This is a genomic window from Streptomyces piniterrae (genome assembly GCF_005048155.1).
In the GTDB taxonomy this organism is placed as follows: Bacteria; Actinomycetota; Actinomycetes; order Streptomycetales; family Streptomycetaceae; genus Streptomyces; species Streptomyces piniterrae.
The window spans coordinates 100,574-117,216 of the sequence record NZ_SUMB01000007.1; the positions used below are offsets into that span (position 1 = coordinate 100,574).

At 71.9% G+C, this 16,643-nt stretch carries 13 protein-coding genes; 10 read left to right on the plus strand and 3 right to left on the minus strand.

Annotated features, from left to right (window positions below; genetic code table 11):
* Nucleotides 1–2: 2 nt before the first annotated feature.
* The 3 genes from FCH28_RS20890 to FCH28_RS20900 form a co-directional block, all read right to left on the minus strand.
* The gene (locus tag FCH28_RS20890; protein ID WP_136741600.1) at nucleotides 3–1,370 is read right to left on the minus strand and encodes a DUF58 domain-containing protein; all 1,368 of its coding nucleotides are present in this window, start codon (nucleotides 1,368–1,370) and stop codon (nucleotides 3–5) included.
* Nucleotides 1,370–2,392: an AAA family ATPase gene (locus FCH28_RS20895; protein ID WP_136741601.1), complete on the minus strand. Its 1,023-nt coding sequence runs from the start codon at nucleotides 2,390–2,392 to the stop codon at nucleotides 1,370–1,372. Before FCH28_RS20895 ends, FCH28_RS20890 begins: the two co-directional genes overlap by 1 nt.
* 279 nt (nucleotides 2,393–2,671) lie before the next feature.
* Nucleotides 2,672–3,232, minus strand: coding sequence for a beta-class carbonic anhydrase (locus FCH28_RS20900; RefSeq protein WP_136741602.1), 561 nt, complete (start codon nucleotides 3,230–3,232; stop codon nucleotides 2,672–2,674).
* Nucleotides 3,233–3,655: 423 nt separating this feature from the next.
* Between FCH28_RS20900 and rsmH the strand changes: the two genes are divergently transcribed.
* The 10 genes from rsmH to FCH28_RS20950 all read left to right on the plus strand — a co-directional run bounded on the left by rsmH (nucleotide 3,656) and on the right by FCH28_RS20950 (nucleotide 16,594).
* Nucleotides 3,656–4,642 (plus strand): 16S rRNA (cytosine(1402)-N(4))-methyltransferase RsmH, encoded by a 987-nt coding sequence (gene rsmH / locus FCH28_RS20905; protein WP_136741603.1) that lies wholly within the window; start codon nucleotides 3,656–3,658, stop codon nucleotides 4,640–4,642.
* Entirely contained in the window at nucleotides 4,639–5,190 is a 552-nt protein-coding gene (ftsL, locus tag FCH28_RS20910) for a cell division protein FtsL (protein WP_136741604.1), read from the plus strand. The genes rsmH and ftsL overlap by 4 nt, the downstream gene beginning before the upstream one ends.
* An 84-nt stretch (nucleotides 5,191–5,274) precedes the next feature.
* On the plus strand, nucleotides 5,275–7,338 hold the full coding sequence (locus tag FCH28_RS20915) for a peptidoglycan D,D-transpeptidase FtsI family protein (RefSeq protein WP_187363887.1): 2,064 nt from the start codon (nucleotides 5,275–5,277) through the stop codon (nucleotides 7,336–7,338).
* 18 nt (nucleotides 7,339–7,356) lie between these two features.
* Complete coding sequence (locus FCH28_RS20920; protein ID WP_136741605.1) at nucleotides 7,357–9,174, plus strand: UDP-N-acetylmuramoyl-L-alanyl-D-glutamate--2,6-diaminopimelate ligase; 1,818 nt, start codon at nucleotides 7,357–7,359, stop codon at nucleotides 9,172–9,174.
* 62 nt (nucleotides 9,175–9,236) lie between these two features.
* On the plus strand, nucleotides 9,237–10,679 hold the full coding sequence (locus FCH28_RS20925; protein ID WP_136741606.1) for a UDP-N-acetylmuramoyl-tripeptide--D-alanyl-D-alanine ligase: 1,443 nt from the start codon (nucleotides 9,237–9,239) through the stop codon (nucleotides 10,677–10,679).
* A gap of 5 nt (nucleotides 10,680–10,684) precedes the next feature.
* The gene (gene mraY, locus FCH28_RS20930; RefSeq protein WP_136741871.1) at nucleotides 10,685–11,749 is read left to right on the plus strand and encodes a phospho-N-acetylmuramoyl-pentapeptide-transferase; all 1,065 of its coding nucleotides are present in this window, start codon (nucleotides 10,685–10,687) and stop codon (nucleotides 11,747–11,749) included.
* The gene (gene murD / locus FCH28_RS20935) at nucleotides 11,746–13,209 is read left to right on the plus strand and encodes a UDP-N-acetylmuramoyl-L-alanine--D-glutamate ligase (RefSeq protein ID WP_136741607.1); all 1,464 of its coding nucleotides are present in this window, start codon (nucleotides 11,746–11,748) and stop codon (nucleotides 13,207–13,209) included. Before mraY ends, murD begins: the two co-directional genes overlap by 4 nt.
* A 56-nt stretch (nucleotides 13,210–13,265) precedes the next feature.
* Nucleotides 13,266–14,663 (plus strand): putative lipid II flippase FtsW, encoded by a 1,398-nt coding sequence (gene ftsW, locus FCH28_RS20940; RefSeq protein WP_246103058.1) that lies wholly within the window; start codon nucleotides 13,266–13,268, stop codon nucleotides 14,661–14,663.
* A gap of 6 nt (nucleotides 14,664–14,669) precedes the next feature.
* Entirely contained in the window at nucleotides 14,670–15,758 is a 1,089-nt protein-coding gene (murG, locus tag FCH28_RS20945) for an undecaprenyldiphospho-muramoylpentapeptide beta-N-acetylglucosaminyltransferase (RefSeq protein ID WP_136741608.1), read from the plus strand.
* Nucleotides 15,759–15,781: 23 nt separating this feature from the next.
* Entirely contained in the window at nucleotides 15,782–16,594 is an 813-nt protein-coding gene (locus FCH28_RS20950; protein ID WP_136741609.1) for a cell division protein FtsQ/DivIB, read from the plus strand.
* Nucleotides 16,595–16,643: the final 49 nt, after the last annotated feature.

Here is a 16,643-nt window from a genome sequence, read left to right on the forward strand (position 1 = left end):
GCTCATGCGCCGCCCCCCGTAGGCGACGACCCGGTCCCCGCCGTCCGTTCCAGGCGTATCCCGGCCGTGTCCGCCGTCCGCCAGAGGTCGGCGAGCGAGGCGCCGGGTGCCACCGGCAGCGCCGTCCAGCCCGCCTCGCGCAGCATCCGCAGCCGGTCGGCCGTCGGCACCTGGCCGCCGTCGAGCCTGATCCCGCCAGGGCCGCGGGTCCAGGCGTCGCCGTCCAGGACGAAGGCGACGGCGGCGCCGCTGCGCTGCCGCATCCGCGCGGCTACCGCCGCCTGCTCCTCGTCCAGATCGCCGAAGAACGCGATCAGCAGTCCTTCGTTGCCGCCGCGCAGGACGTCGTACGCGGCCGAGAGCCCCTCCTCGTCGGAGTGCTCGACGACGGCGAGGGTGTCCAGCAGCAGGCCGGCGGTGTCCGCGGACTCGTTGCCGCCGCCGTCCGGGCCGGGCACCGAGGTGCCGGTGTCGGTCAGCAGCCGCACCGAGAACCCGCGCTCCAGCAGATGCAGCGCGACCGAGGCGGCGGCCGACACCGCCCACTCGAAGGCCGAGTCGGGACCGGCGCCGCGGTGGGCCGTGTAGCGGGTGTCGAGGAGCACCGAGCAGCGTGCCTTCTGCGGCTGTTCCTCCCGGCGGACCATCAGTTCGCCGTGGCGCGCGGTGGACCGCCAGTGGACCCGGCGCAGGTCGTCGCCGTGCCGGTAGCCGCGCGGTATGACGTCGTCCTCGCCGGCCAGCGCCAGCGCGCGCTGGCGTCCGTCGCCGTGTCCGGACGTCAGGCCGGCGAGCTGGACCGCCGGCAGCGGTTCGACCCGGGGCACCACCGTCAGGGTGTCGTGGGCGCTGAAGGAGCGGGTCAGCTCGCACATCCCGAACGGGTCCGACAGCCGCAGCTGAAGCGGCCCCAGCGGGTAGCGTCCGCGCAGGTCGGAGCGGACGCGGTAGGCCACCTCGCGGCGGCCGCCGGCCTCCACCCGGTCCAGCACGAAGCGCGGCCGCGGCCCGAGGACGTAGGGCACCCGGTCCTGGAGCATCAGCACACCGGTCGGCAGCCGGGAGATGTTCTCGATCAGCAGCCGGACCCGGGATTCGGCGCCCGAGGGCACCCGGGCGGGGGAGAGCGTACGGCTGCCCGCCACCCGGTAGCGGGTGCGGTGCAGGACGAGGACGCACACCAGCGGCAGCGCCGCCAGCAGCAGCCCGACCCGCAGCAGATCCGCCTGCCCCAGGAGGTACGAGCACACCGCGGCGGCCACCCCGGCCGCCAGGAACGACCGGCCGCGCGTCGTCAGCCCGCCGAGGGCGGCCCGCAGCCCGCCCCGCTCCGGCGTCCCCTCGTCCCCCCTGCTCCCCCCCTCGGGCATCACAACCCCCGTGCCCCGGGCGGCTGCTGGTCGTGGCCGTGCCGCCATTGCCGCGCGGACGGGTCGGGGACGGGGGTGCGGCGCAGGATCTCCAGGACGACCTGCTCGGCGGTGCGGCGGTTCAACTGGGCCTGGGCGGTGGGCAGCAGCCGGTGCGCGAGCACCGCCACCGCCAGCGACTGCACATCGTCCGGCAGCGCGTAATCCCGCCCGGCGAGCGCGGCCGCGGCCTTCGCGGCGCGCAGCAGATGCAGCGTCGCCCGCGGTGAGGCGCCCAGCCGCAGATCGGGGTGGCTGCGGGTGGCCGACACCAGATCCACCGCGTATCTGCGCACCGCTTCGGCGACATGGACGGTGCGCACCGCTTCGATCAGCTTCGCGATCTCATGGGCGTGCGCGACCGGCTGGAGGTCGTCCAGGGGGGAGGCGCCGCCGTGCACATCGAGCATCTGCAGCTCGGCGGCCGGGCTCGGATAGCCGATGGACACCCGCGCCATGAAGCGGTCCCGCTGCGCCTCCGGGAGGGGGTAGGTGCCCTCCATCTCCACCGGGTTCTGCGTCGCGACGACCATGAAGGGGCTGGGCAGCTCGTAGGTCTGCCCGTCCATCGTGACCTGGCGCTCCTCCATGGACTCCAGGAGCGCCGACTGGGTCTTGGGCGAGGCGCGGTTGATCTCGTCGCCGATCACGATCTGGGCGAAGATCGCGCCGGGCTTGAACTCGAATTCCTGCCGCTGCTGGTCGTAGACGCTGACGCCGGTGATGTCGGAGGGCAGCAGATCCGGCGTGAACTGGATGCGCCGCACCGAGCAGTCGATGGAACGGGCCAGCGCCTTGGCGAGCATGGTCTTGCCCACGCCCGGCACATCCTCGATGAGCAGATGCCCCTCGGCGAGCAGCACGGTCAGCGAGAGCCGTACGACCTCCGGCTTGCCCTCGATCACACCCTCGACGGACCGGTGAACCCGCTCGCCCGTAGTGGTCAGATCGCTGAGGCTCGCTCGTTCGTCATACGTCGTCACTCGGCCCTCCTCGGCCCCCTCCCCACGCTCCCAAGGAGCGGGGGATACCCCATTGCGGGCCGGCGTCCTCGGTACGGAACCGGCTCCTCCCCGCATACGCGCGGCGCGCCCCGGCGGTTCCCGCCGGGGCCACGTCACGTACGCATTCTTGCCGTCCGTGAGCCTTCGCGTCATGGCCTGTGGATAACTCGGGGCGTTTTGTCCGGACGGTCCCTTGTAGTCCCCCTACCAGCGCTTCGGTCCGGGACCGGGGCGGTGCGGACCGCCCCGGCCGGGGCGTCAGGACTGCGGGTCGATCTCCCGCAGCAGGCCCGTCGTCACGTCGAAGACGAAGCCGCGGACGTCGTCCGTGTGCGGCAGGAAGGGCGAGGTGCGCACCCGCTGCATGGACTGCCGGACGTCCTCGTCGAGGTCCTTGAAGGCCTCGACCGCCCAGGTGGGCCGCTGGCCGACCTCGGCCGCCAGCTCGTGCCGGAAGTCCTCGGTGAGGTTCAGCAGACCGCAGCCGGTGTGGTGGATGAGTACGACCGAGCGGGTGCCGAGCGCACGCTGGCTGATCGTCAGGGAGCGGATGATGTCGTCGGTGACCACACCGCCGGCGTTGCGGATGGTGTGGCAGTCGCCGAGCTCCAGGCCGAGCGCGGCGTGCAGGTCGAGCCGGGCGTCCATGCAGGCCACCACGGCGACCTTGAGGACCGGTCGGGCATCCATTCCGGGGTCGGTGAAGGCGGCGGCATAGCGACGGTTCGCCTCGACGAGGCGGTCGGTGACGGTGCCATCGGTACGGACGGCGGCGCTGTCGGCGGAGGAGGACATCGGCTGCGACGCAGGTATGGACATGCCCTCACCGTAATCGTCAGGGCGATTTCCGGCCGCTTGTGAGGACGGGCATAGGGGTCAATGTCGCTTCTTGTGAGGTAACCCACATGAGTCTCTCCGTCGCCGCCTTCCGGGTGAGAGGGCAACGCGAGGGATGGACGCAAGCCGTCGCGGGACGCGCGGAACCGGTTGATTGACCGGGGCACCCGGTGGACTAAAGTGGCGCGAAGTGGGAGGCGTGACGCTCTCCTTGGATCCCGAGTCCCTGACGTACGCGCTTCGTACGTACGGCTCGGCCTCCTCCCGCTCCACCGGTCCTCCGACGGCACTTCCCCGTCGCCGGAGAACCACTTCCCCTTCAGAGCGGGCGGGGACCAAGCGGTACGTGCGGCACCACCCCAGCCAACCGCCGGGGGCCCACCTGCCGCCACCATCGGAAGGCGCATGAGTAGCAACACTCGCCACGTACCCGTCATGCTCCAGCGCTGTCTGGACATGCTCGCCCCCGCGCTCACCGAGCCAGGTGCGGTCGTCGTCGACTGCACGCTCGGCCTCGGAGGGCACAGCGAGGCGCTGCTCGCCACCTTCCCCGGCGTCCGGCTCGTGGCCCTCGACCGCGACCCGGCCGCCCTGAAGCTGGCGGGGGAGCGGCTGGCCCCGTACGGCGAGCGCGCCACCCTGGTGCACGCCGTCTACGACGAGCTCCCGGAGGTCCTCGACCGGCTCGGGCTGCCGCGCGTCCAGGGCGTCCTGTTCGACCTCGGGGTCTCCTCCATGCAGCTCGACGAGGCCGAGCGCGGCTTCGCGTACGCGCAGGACGCCCCGCTGGACATGCGGATGGACCAGACGACCGGCATCAGCGCCGCCGACGTCCTCAACACCTACGCGCCCGGGGAACTGGTCCGGATCCTGCGGGCCTACGGCGAGGAGAAGCAGGCCAAGCGGATCGTGGGGGCGATCGTCCGCGAGCGCGCCAAGGAGCCGTTCACGAACAGCGCGCGGCTGGTCGAGCTGATCCGGGACGCGTTGCCGCAGGCCGCCAAGCGCACCGGCGGCAACCCCGCCAAGCGCACCTTCCAGGCGCTGCGCATCGAGGTCAACGGGGAGCTGGCGAGCGTCGAGCGGGCCATTCCGGCGGCCGTGGACGCGCTGGCGGTCGGCGGCCGGATCGCCGTGCTCGCGTACCACTCGCTGGAGGACCGCCTGGTCAAGCAGGTCTTTGCGGCGGGCGCGGCCAACACCGCGCCGCCCGGACTGCCGGTCGTGCCCGAGCAGTACCAGCCCCGCCTGAAGCTGCTGACCCGGGGCGCGGAACTCCCCACGGAGGAGGAGATCGCCGAGAACCGGCGCGCGGCCCCCGCCCGGCTGCGCGGCGCCGAGCGCATCCGCGAGCCCGTCGAGAAGACCAAGAACGCCAAGGACACGATGTGAGCGGCCAGGGGCGGCCGCACGGCGGGCAGGGACGCCTCTCCGCGCTCTTCCCCGCCGGCGGCGGCACGGCCGCCCGCACCCCCTTCGTGCTGCTGGTCGTCGTACTGCTGGGCTCCGGGCTGATCGTGCTGCTGCTGCTCAACTCCGCGCTCAACCAGGGGTCGTTCGAGCTCAGCAAGCTGGAGAAGCAGACCGAGGACCTGACGGACGAACAGCAGGCGCTGCAGCAGGAGGTGGACGCGTACTCCGCGCCGGCCGCCTTGGAGAAGCGCGCCCGCAGGCTGGGGATGGTGCCGGGCGGCAATCCGGCGTTCCTGCTCCCGGACGGCACGGTCCGCGGCAAGCCCCATGTGGTCACCTCCGACGCGTCGGTGATGCGGGCGGGCGCCGCGCTGCCGGCCCTCGGGCCGCTCAGGGCGCCGGGGACGGCGGTCGTCCCGGTGGCGCCGGTCGCCCCGGTGATCCCGGGCGCGCCGGGCGGGAGCGCGGCCCCCGCCCCGGCCGCCCCACCGGTACGAAGCGCCTCCCCGACGGCCTCCGGCAGGTGATCCCGTGACCCGCCAGGCCGCCGCCCCGTACGGCGCATCCGCCGCCCCGGCCACCCAAGGCCCCGCAGCCCTGGAGCGCGCGGTATGAGCGAGCCCAGGGACCCCCGCCGCCGCGTACCGCGCCCCGCCGGGCGCGGCCAGAGCGGCCGAGGCGGCCAGAGCGGCCGAGGTGGCCGGTCGGGCGGCGGTGGCCGGGCAGGTCGCGCCGCCCCGCAGCGCCCGGCCGCCAAACGCACCACCCCCAAGCCCGGCGCCGCCAAGCCCTCGGCAGGCCTCCGGCAGGGGCCCGCGGCCCGCCGCCCCGCCCGCCCCACAGCGCTCCGCCTCGCCCGCCCCCGCCCCCGCCTGCGGCTGGTCTCCCTCGGGCTGACGCTGGTGATGCTGGTCTTCGTCGTACGGCTCTTCCAGGTGCAGGCCGTGGACGCCGGGGCGTTCGCCGCCAAGGCCAACGAGAACCGCTACGTCCCGGTCAAGCTGGCCGCCGAGCGCGGCGCGATCACCGACCGGGGCGGCGTCGCCCTGGCCACCACCGTGGACGCCTACGACATCACCGCCGACCCGAGCCTGCTGGCACCCGACAAGACCAGGATCGACGACGCTCCGCAGCGGGCCGCGACGCTGCTCGCGCCGATCCTCCACGAGGACAAGGCCACCCTCGCCACCAAGCTCGCCAAGTCCACGTCCCGCTACGTCCTGCTGTCCCGGCAGCAGACCCCGCAGGTCTGGAAGAAGATCAAGGACCTGCGGAAGTCCCTCGACGCCCGGGCCGCCGCCGCACCCAAGCGCGTGCCCCGCCCGAACGTCCTGGTCGGGATCTTCGCCGACAAGCACAGCAAGCGGGTCTACCCCAACCACGACCTCGCCTCCGGCGTCCTCGGCTTCGTCAACAGCGAGGGCACAGGACGCGGCGGCCTGGAGGCCCGGCTCGACAAGCAGCTCGCCGGCAAGGACGGCAAGCTCGTCTACGCCCAGTCCGGCGGCCGCCGGGTCCCCACCGCCGACGCCCAGGTGCACCCCGCGGTCCCGGGCACCGACGTCGAGCTCACCCTCGACCGCGACATCCAGTGGGCGGCGCAGCAGGCCATCACCAAACAGGTCGCGAAGTCCCGGGCCGACCGCGGCTATGTCGTCGTCCAGGACACCAGGACCGGTGAGATCCTCGCGCTGGCCAACTCGCCCGGCTTCGACCCCAACGACGTGTCGAAGGCCGACCCGGGGGCGCTGGGCAACGCCGCGCTCTCCGACGCGTACGAGCCGGGCTCCACCAGCAAGCTGATGTCGATGGCCGCCGTCCTGGAGGAGGGCGCCGCCACCCCCGCCACCAGGGTCACCGTGCCCAACCGGCTGCACCGGGGCGACCGGCTGTTCGCGGACGACATCGACCACCCCACCTGGCATCTCACGCTCAACGGGGTGCTCGCCAAGTCCAGCAACATCGGCACCATCCTGGCGGCCGGCCAGCTCGGCAAGACCCAGCGCCAGGCCAACCAGGTGCTCTACTCCTACCTGCGGAAATTCGGGATCGGACAGCCGACCGGGCTCGGTTTCCCGGGCGAGACGGCCGGCATCCTGGCCAAGCCGCAGGACTGGAACACCTCGCAGCAGTTCACCATCCCGTTCGGCCAGGGACTGTCCCTCAACGCCGTCCAGGCCGCGTCCGTCTACTCCACCATCGCCAACGGCGGCGAGCGCATCGCCCCCTCGCTCGTCCGCGGCACCATCGGACCCGACGGGCGCTACACCCCGGCACCCAAGCCCGCGAAGACCCGGGTGGTCGGCAAGAAGACCGCCGCCACCCTCGCCACCATGCTGGAGTCGGTGGTGGACGACGAGGAGGGCACCGGCGCCAAGGCGCGGATCGACGGCTACCGGGTGGGCGGCAAGACCGGCACCTCCAACCGGGTGGACCCCCGTACCGGCCGCTACCGGGGCTACACCGCCTCCTTCGCCGGCTTCGCGCCCGCCGACAAGCCCCGCATCACCGTCTACTGCGCCGTCCAGAACCCCACCCAGGGCAGCTACTTCGGCGGCCAGGTGTGCGGCCCGATCTACCAGCAGGTCATGGCGTTCGCGCTGAAAACCCTCCAGGTCCCGCCGACCGGCGCAGCGCCCCCGCGGCTGCCGGTCACGTTCCAGCCAGGCCAATGAAATCGAGGCAATAGCGCCGTGACGACCATCACTCCCGACGGCACCTCCGAACCCGGTAACCGTTCCTCGGCGCGGCCCTCACTTCGCCCCGGGCCCGCTGTGAACGGTACGCTCACCGCCGTGTCACGCTCTGATCAGTCCCCCAAAGCCCAGCCCGGCGAGAAGGGCGAACCCGGCAAATATCCGGGAGCGCCCCGCCCCGAGCAGGTCCGCCCCACACCCCTGGCGGACCTCGCCGAGCAGCTGGGCATCCAGGCTCCGCCCGCCGGCGCGGCAGATGCTCCGGTTGCTCCGGTCACCGGCATCACGCACGACTCCCGCGCGGTCCGCCCCGGTGACCTCTACGCCGCCCTGCCCGGCGCCCGTCTGCACGGCGCGGACTTCGTCGCGCAGGCCGCCGACCTCGGCGCCGCGGCGATCCTGACCGACCCGTCGGGCGAGGAACGCGCCGCCGAGACCGGCCTGCCGGTCCTCGTCGTCGAGAACCCGCGCTCCCGGATGGGCGCCCTGGCCGTCTCGATCTACGGGGCGCCCGGCGAGGACCTGCTCCAGATCGGCATCACCGGCACCTCCGGCAAGACCACCACCGCGTATCTGATCGAGGGCGGGCTGCGGGCGGCCGCCGCGAAGACGGAAGAAGAGGGGGGCCTGCGCGAAGCGCAGTCCACAACGGGCGGTGGTGGGCGACGGGCGGGCGGCTCGCTGACCGGCCTGATCGGCACCGTCGAGACCCGCATCGGCGACGAGCGCATCAAGTCCGAGCGCACCACTCCCGAGGCCACCGACCTCCAGGCGATGTTCGCCGTCATGCGCGAGCGCGGTGTCCGCGCGGTCGCCATGGAGGTCTCCAGCCATGCGCTGGTCCTCGGCCGCGTCGACGGCTGTGTCTTCGACGTCGCGATCTTCAACAACCTCAGCCCGGAGCACATGGAGTTCCACTCCGGCATGGAGGACTACTTCCAGGCCAAGGCCCGGCTCTTCACCAAGGCGCGCAGCCGCGCCGGCGTCGTCAACCTCGACGACGAGTACGGCAAGCGGCTGGCCGCGGGCGAGTCCGAGGTCCCGGTCACCACCTTCTCCGCCGAGGGCCACCCGGACGCGGACTGGCGCGCCTCGGACGTCGAGGTCGGCGCGCTCGGCTCGACCTTCACCGTGCACGGCCCCGGCGGCCAGAAGCTGCGCGCCGCCTCCCCGATCGCCGGCCCGTTCAACGTCGCCAACGCGCTCGCCGCCATCACGTCCCTGGTCGTCGCCGGTATCGACCCGCAGACCGCCGCCGACGGCGTCGCCGCGGTCCCCGGCGTCCCCGGCCGCCTGGAGCGCGTCGACGCGGGCCAGCCCTATCTGGCCGTCGTCGACTACGCGCACAAGACCGACGCCGTCGAATCGGTTCTGCGTGCGCTGCGCAAGGTCACCGACGGCAAGCTGCACGCCGTACTGGGCTGCGGCGGCGACCGCGACCCGCACAAGCGCCTCCCGATGGGCTCCGCGGTGGCCCGGCTCGCCGACACCGCCATCCTGACCTCCGACAACCCCCGTACCGAGGACCCGCTCGCGATCCTCGCCACCATGCTCGCGGGCGCCGCCGAGGTGCCCGTCCACGAACGCGGCACGGTGCTGGTCGAAGAAGAGCGGGCCGCCGCCATCGCCGCCGCCGTCGCCCGTGCCGAGCCCGGTGACACCGTGATCGTCGCGGGCAAGGGCCACGAGCAGGGCCAGGACATCGCCGGAGTGGTCCGCCCCTTCGACGACCGCCAGGTCCTGCGCGAGGCCATCGAGGAATCGCTGAAGACGCAGCAGCCGCAGCACTCGCCGCAGCCGAACCACCAGGGATGACACACCGCCATGCGCGTACAACCCTTCCCCCGTCACCTCCCGCCCCGCGCCGGGGGTGACCTGTGATCTCCCTGTCCCTCGCCGAGATCACCCGCATCGTCGGCGGGCAGCAGCACGACATACCGGACGACGGCCTCCAGGTCACCGGACCGGTCGTCACGGACTCCCGCCAGGTACGCCCCGGTGGCCTGTTCGTGGCCATCGCCGGTGACCGCGTCGACGGCCATGAATTCGCCGCGGGCGCCGTGGCGACGGGCGCGGCGGCCGTGCTGGCCACCCGCCCCGTAGGCGTTCCCGCCATCGTTGTCGACGACGTTGTCGCCGCGCTCGGTGCGCTCGCCCGCGCCGTCGTCGGGCGCCTCGGCGCCACCGTCGTCGGCCTCACCGGCTCGGCCGGCAAGACCAGCACCAAGGACCTGATCGCCCAGCTGTTGCAGCGTCAGGGCCCCACCGTCTGGCCGGAAGGCAACCTCAACAACGAGATCGGGCTGCCGCTGACCGCGCTGCGCGCGGAGTCCAGCACCCGCCATCTCGTCCTGGAGATGGGCGCCCGCGGTGTCGGCCACATCCGCTATCTCGCCGAGCTGACCCCGCCGACGATCGGTGTGGTGCTGAACGTCGGCACCGCGCACATCGGCGAGTTCGGCGGCCGCGAGCGGATCGCGGAGGCAAAGGGCGAACTCGTCGAGGCGCTGCCCGCGGCGTCCGACGGCGGCATCGCGGTGCTCAATGCCGACGATCCGTACGTCCGCGCCATGGCGTCCCGTACGAAGGCCCGTACGGTGCTCTTCGGCGAGGACCCGGAGGCCGCGATTCGTGCCGAGAATGTCCGTCTCACCGAGACGGGCCGCCCCGCTTTCACGCTTCACACACCCTCCGGGTGCAGCGATGTGACCATGCGGCTGTACGGTGAGCACCACGTGTCGAACGCGCTCGCCGCGGCCGCCGTCGCCCATGAGTTGGGCATGCCCGCAGACGAGATCGCCACCGCGCTCTCCGAAGCCGGCACGCTCTCCCGCTGGCGGATGGAGGTCACCGAGCGCGCGGATGGCGTGACGGTCGTCAACGACGCCTACAACGCGAACCCCGAGTCCATGCGAGCGGCGCTGCGAGCGCTGGTCGCGATGGGCGCCGCCGCCAAGGCGAAGGGCGGTCGTACGTGGGCGGTGCTCGGTGAGATGGCCGAGCTCGGCGAGGACTCACTCGCCGAACACGACGCGGTCGGGCGGCTGGTCGTCCGACTCAACGTCAGCAAGCTCGTGGCAGTCGGCGGCAGGGAAGCGGCCTGGCTCGACATGGGCGCCAAGAACGAGGGTTCGTGGGGTGAGGAGTCGGTGCACGTGTCCGACGCGCGGGCGGCGGTCGACCTGTTGCGCAGCGAGCTGCGACCGGGAGACGTCGTGCTGGTGAAGGCGTCCAGGTCGGTGGGACTGGAGCGGGTCGCCGCAGCATTGCTGGACGGCGACGGCGTTGCGGTCACTGAGGGCGGAGCCGCGTCCCGATGAACTCGATGAAGCAGATCCTCTTCTCCGGAATGATCGGGCTCTTCCTGACCTTGATCGGCACTCCGCTGCTGATCAAGCTGCTGGCCAAAAAGGGCTACGGGCAGTACATCCGCGACGACGGCCCGCGTGACCATCACAGCAAGCGCGGTACCCCCACCATGGGTGGTATCGCCTTCATCCTGGCCACGATCATCGCGTACGCCCTGACCAAGGTGATCACGAGCAGCGACCCCACCTTCTCGGGTGTGCTGGTGCTGTTCCTGATGGCGGGCATGGGCCTGGTCGGCTTCCTGGACGACTACATCAAGATCGTCAAGCAGCGTTCGCTGGGTCTGCGGGCCAAGGCGAAGATGGCCGGCCAGCTGATCGTCGGTATCGCCTTCGCGGTGCTTTCGCTGCAGTTCGCCGATTTGCGGGGCCAGACCCCGGCGTCGGACCGGCTGTCCTTCACCCAGGACTTCGGCTGGCAGGTCGGCCCGGTGATCTTCGTCATCTGGGCGCTGTTCATGATCCTGGCGATGTCCAACGGCGTGAACCTCACCGACGGCCTCGACGGTCTGGCGACCGGCGCCTCGGTGATGGTCTTCGGCGCGTACACGTTCATCGGCATCTGGCAGCACCAGGAGTCCTGCGCCAACGTGCCCACCGCGGGGCCCGGCTGCTACGAGGTCCGCGACCCGCTGGACCTCGCGGTCGTCGCCTCCGCCCTGATGGGTGCCTGCTTCGGCTTCCTGTGGTGGAACACCTCGCCCGCCAAGATCTTCATGGGGGACACCGGCTCGCTGGCCCTGGGCGGCGCGCTCGCCGGACTCGCGATCTGCTCCCGCACGGAGCTGCTGCTGGCGCTCCTCGGCGGTCTCTTCGTGCTGATCACCCTGTCCGTGGTGATCCAGGTCGGTTCCTTCCGCCTGACCGGCAAGCGGGTCTTCCGTATGGCGCCACTCCAACACCACTTCGAACTCAAGGGGTGGTCGGAAGTCCTTGTGGTGGTCAGATTCTGGATCATCCAGGGCATGTGCGTGATCGTCGGCCTGGGCATCTTCTACGGCGGCTGGCAGGCGGCGAAGTGACCGCGCAGCAGCCGCGGGACTTCCAGGACCTCGCCGGCCGGCACGTCACGGTCGCCGGCCTCGGCGTGAGCGGCGTGCCCGCCGCCCGCGCCCTGGCCGGCCTCGGCGCCCATGTCACCGTCGTCAACAGCACCGACGGTGAGCGCGAACGCGCGCAGGCCGCCGAGCTGGAGCCGCTGGGTGTCAGCGTCCGCCTCGGCGACGGTGACACCCTTCCCGAGGGCACCGAGCTGATCGTCACCAGTCCTGGTTGGAAGCCGACCAGCCCGCTCTTCGCCGCCGCCGAGAAGGCCGGCGTCGAGGTGTGGGGCGACGTCGAGCTGGCCTGGCGGCTGCGCGGCCCCGGCTCCGCGCCCTGGCTGGCGGTCACCGGCACCAACGGCAAGACCACCACCGTCCAGATGCTGGCCTCGATCCTGAAGGCGGCCGGTCTGCGCACCGCCGCCGTCGGCAACATCGGCGTCCCGCTCGTCGACGTGGTGCTCGGCGAAGGGCGCGCGGAGGGCGAGTCGTACGACGTCCTCGCGGTGGAGCTGTCCAGCTACCAGCTGCACTGGGCGCCCTCGGTACGCGCGCACTCCGCGGCCGTCCTCAACCTGGCGCCCGACCACCTGGACTGGCACGGCTCCATGGCGGAGTACGCCGCCGCCAAGGGCCGGATCTACGAGGGCAACACCGTCGCCTGTGTCTACAACGTCGCCGATCCGCTGACCGAGGACCTGGTCAGGGCGGCCGACGTCGACGAGGGCTGCCGCGCCATCGGCTTCACCCTCGGCACCCCGGGGCCCTCCCAGCTCGGTGTCGTCGAGGGCATCCTCGTCGACCGCGCCTTCGTCGAGAACCGGCAGCAGCAGGCCCAGGAACTCGCCGAGGTCTCGGACGTCGCGCCCCAGTCGGGAAAAGCAGCGCCGCACAACATCGCCAACGCCCTCGCGGCGGCCGCGCTGGCCCGCGCCTTCGGCGTCCCGGCCGCCGCGGTACGCGACGGTCTGCGGGCCTTCCACCCGGACGCGCACCGCATCCAGCACATCGCGGACGTCGGCGGCATCAGCTACATCGACGACTCCAAGGCCACCAACACACACGCCGCTGAGGCGTCGTTGGCGGCGTACGAGCACATCGTGTGGATCGCCGGCGGGCTGGCCAAGGGCGCGACCTTCGACGACCTGGTGCGGACGTCGGCCGCGCGGCTGCGCGGGGTGGTGCTGATCGGTGCCGACCGGGCGCTGATTCGCGAAGCCCTGGCGCGACACGCCCCCGATGTCCCGGTCGTCGACCTCGACCGGACCGACACTGGGGCGATGTCCGAGGCGGTCCGCCAGGCGACCCGTCTGGCCGAGCCCGGTGACACGGTCCTGCTGGCCCCGGCCTGTGCCTCCATGGACATGTTCGTCAACTACAACAAGCGGGGCGACGCCTTCGCCGACGCGGTCGGTGAGCTGACCGCAGAGGATCACTAGCCAGTCCCCGCAGCCGTCGGGCACCCGCGGCCAGCGCACCTGTGGAGGGGACGAGGATGACCGTCCGACCAGCGAAGTCAGGGTGGGTGGGCGGGAGCCGGTCGGTCGGTGGTCGGTCCGCACCGGCGCGCCCGGGACGCCGGATCCCCTCGGTGCGTACGCCGCGCGGCCGGCGCCCCCCGGGCGCCCCGCGCGGCCCCCGGCGCCTCTACACCCGGGCGAAACGCGCCTGGGACCGGCCGCTGACCGCCTACTACCTCATCCTCGGCGGCAGTCTGCTGATCACCGTCCTGGGGCTGGTGATGGTCTACTCGGCCTCCCAGATCAAGGCTCTCCAGTCCGGCCTCGCCCCGACGTACTTCTTCCGCAAGCAACTGCTCGCGGCCGTCCTCGGCGGCGTACTGCTGCTGGTCGCCTCCCGGACGTCCGTCAGGCTGCACCGCGCACTGGCCTATCCGCTGCTCGCCGGGTCGGTGTTCCTGATGTGCCTGGTGCAGATCCCGGGCATAGGGGTCGCGGTCAACGGCAACCAGAACTGGATCAATCTCGGCGGCCCTTTCCAGATGCAACCGAGCGAGTTCGGCAAACTCGCACTGGTCCTGTGGGGCGCCGACCTCCTGGCCCGCAAACAGGACAAGAAACTGCTGGTGCAGTGGAAGCATCTGCTGGTGCCGCTGGTCCCGGCCGCCTTCCTGCTGCTCGCGTTGATCATGCTCGGCGGCGACATGGGCACCGCGATCATCCTGACCGCGATCGTCTTCGGACTGCTGTGGCTGGCCGGCGCCCCCACCAGGCTTTTCGTGGGCGTCCTCGGCGGCGCCGCGGCGCTCGGGGCGCTGCTGATCACCACCAGTGCCAACCGGATGTCCCGGCTCGCCTGCATCGGCGCCACCGACCCGGGCCCCGGCGATCAGTGCTGGCAGGCCGTGCACGGCATCTACGCCCTCGCGTCCGGCGGATTCTTCGGTTCCGGGCTCGGCGCGAGTATGGAAAAATGGGGAGAACTCCCCGAACCGCACACCGACTTCATCTTCGCCATCACCGGGGAGGAACTGGGTCTGGCGGGGACGCTGTCGGTGCTCGCACTCTTCGCGGCTCTAGGCTATGCGGGTATCCGCGTGGCCGGGCGCACGGAGGACCCCTTCGTACGGTACGCCGCGGGAGGCGTGACCACCTGGATCACGGCCCAGGCCGTGATCAACATCGGTGCGGTGCTCGGCCTGTTGCCGATCGCCGGTGTCCCGCTCCCGCTGTTCTCCTACGGAGGCTCCGCCCTGCTGCCGACGATGTTCGCCATCGGGCTGCTGATCGCCTTCGCGCGTGACGAACCCGCTGCACGGGCGGCGTTGGCCGCGCTGGCTACGCGGAGGCCGGTTTTCGGCAGAAAGCCGGCCGGGGTGAGATGGAAGACGATGAGACGGCGCGTCAAGAAGCGACCGTCCGGAGAGCGGTGAATTTCGGTGCATGTCGTACTCGCCGGTGGGGGGACCGCCGGCCACATCGAGCCCGCGCTCGCCCTCGCGGACGCCCTGCGGAGGCAGGACCCGACCGTGGGGATCACGGCACTCGGCACGGAGCGCGGCCTGGAGACCCGGCTCGTCCCGGAGCGGGGCTATGAGCTCGGCCTGATCCCGGCCGTACCGCTGCCGCGCAAGCCGACCCCCGAACTGATCACCGTCCCCGGACGGCTGCGCGGCACGATCAAGGCCGCCGAGCAGATCCTGGAGCGCACCAAGGCGGACTGCGTCGTCGGCTTCGGCGGCTATGTGGCGCTGCCCGGCTATCTGGCCGCCAAGCGCCTCGGTGTGCCGATCATCGTCCACGAGGCCAACGCCCGCCCCGGCCTGGCCAACAAGATCGGCTCCCGGTACGCCAAGTTCGTCGCCGTGAGCACCCCGGACAGCAAGCTCCGCGGTGCCCGCTACGTCGGCATCCCGCTGCGCCGCACCATCGCCACCCTGGACCGCGCGGCGGTCCGCCCCGAGGCGCGCGCCGCCTTCGGTCTCGACCCCAACCTGCCGACGCTGCTGGTGTCCGGCGGTTCGCAGGGCGCCCGCCGGCTGAACGAGGTCATCCAGGCCACCGTGCCGGCGCTGCAGCGCTCCGGTATCCAGGTGCTGCACGCGGTCGGCCCGAAGAACGAACTGCCGCACGTGGACAACATGCCCGGGATGCCGCCGTATGTCCCGGTACCGTACGTGGACCGGATGGATCTCGCGTACGCCGCGGCCGACATGATGCTCTGCCGCGCGGGCGCGATGACCGTCGCCGAACTGTCCGCCGTCGGGCTCCCGGCCGCCTTCGTCCCGCTGCCCATCGGCAACGGCGAACAGCGGCTCAACGCCCAGCCGCTGGTCAACGCCGGCGGCGGCCTGCTGGTCGATGACGCCCAGCTGACCTCGGAGTGGGTGCAGAGCACGGTGCTCCCGGTCCTGGCCGATCCGCACCGGCTGTACGAGATGTCCCGCGCGGCCTCCGAGTTCGGCCGCCGGGACGCCGACGAGCTGCTGGTCGGCATGGTGTACGAGGCGATCGCCCAGAACCGGTAGCGGACGAGAGAGAGCAGGGGAGCGTGGCCGGACCGACGACCGCGGGGGAAAAGAGGAAGTCGCCGGCCGGCCCGCCCGCTTCGCCGGCGTCCCGTGCGCGGCGGTTCCCCCGGCTCCGCTTTTCCTTCCGTACGCCGCGCCGTCGCGGCATGATCATCACATTGGTCATCGCGCTGCTGGCCGGGGCGTTGGGAGTCTGGGCCCTGTACGGCTCGGACTGGCTGCGGGTGACACACGTCAGGGCCGAGGGCACCAGGGTCCTGACACCGGCCGAGGTCATCGCCGCGGCCGACGCTCCGGTCAACACACCGCTGGTCTCGGTGGATACCGACGCGATGGCCCGCCGGCTCAGGGCGCGCCTGCCGCGCATCAAATCCGTTGATGTGGTGCGTTCCTGGCCGCACACCATCGATCTGAAAGTGACCGAAAGGACACCGGAACTCCTGATGCGATCGGGCGGAAAGTTCATCGAAGTGGACGTCGAAGGCGTCCGTTTCGCCACCGTCGCCACCGCCCCCAAAGGCATTCCGCTTCTGGAAATGACCGCATCGGACTCCCCGAGCCTGCACCGGTTCGGGACCGACCGGTTGCGGCGTGCCGCGGCCGGCGTCACCGCGCAGCTGCCCCAGGCCGTACACCAGGCCGTACGCAAGATCCGCGTTCGTTCGTACGACTCGCTCACCCTCGAACTGACGGGGGGCCGTACGGTCCTGTGGGGCAGCGGGGAGCGGGGTGCGGAGAAGGCGAAGGTGCTTGTCGCGCTGCTGAAAGCGGCAGGTGACGCGCGCCACTTCGATGTCTCCGTGCCCAGCGCCCCTGCGGCGTCGGGGAGTTGACGTCCGTAGCCGCAGGCCAGCACCCTGGATGGCTACGACTATGGGTGAT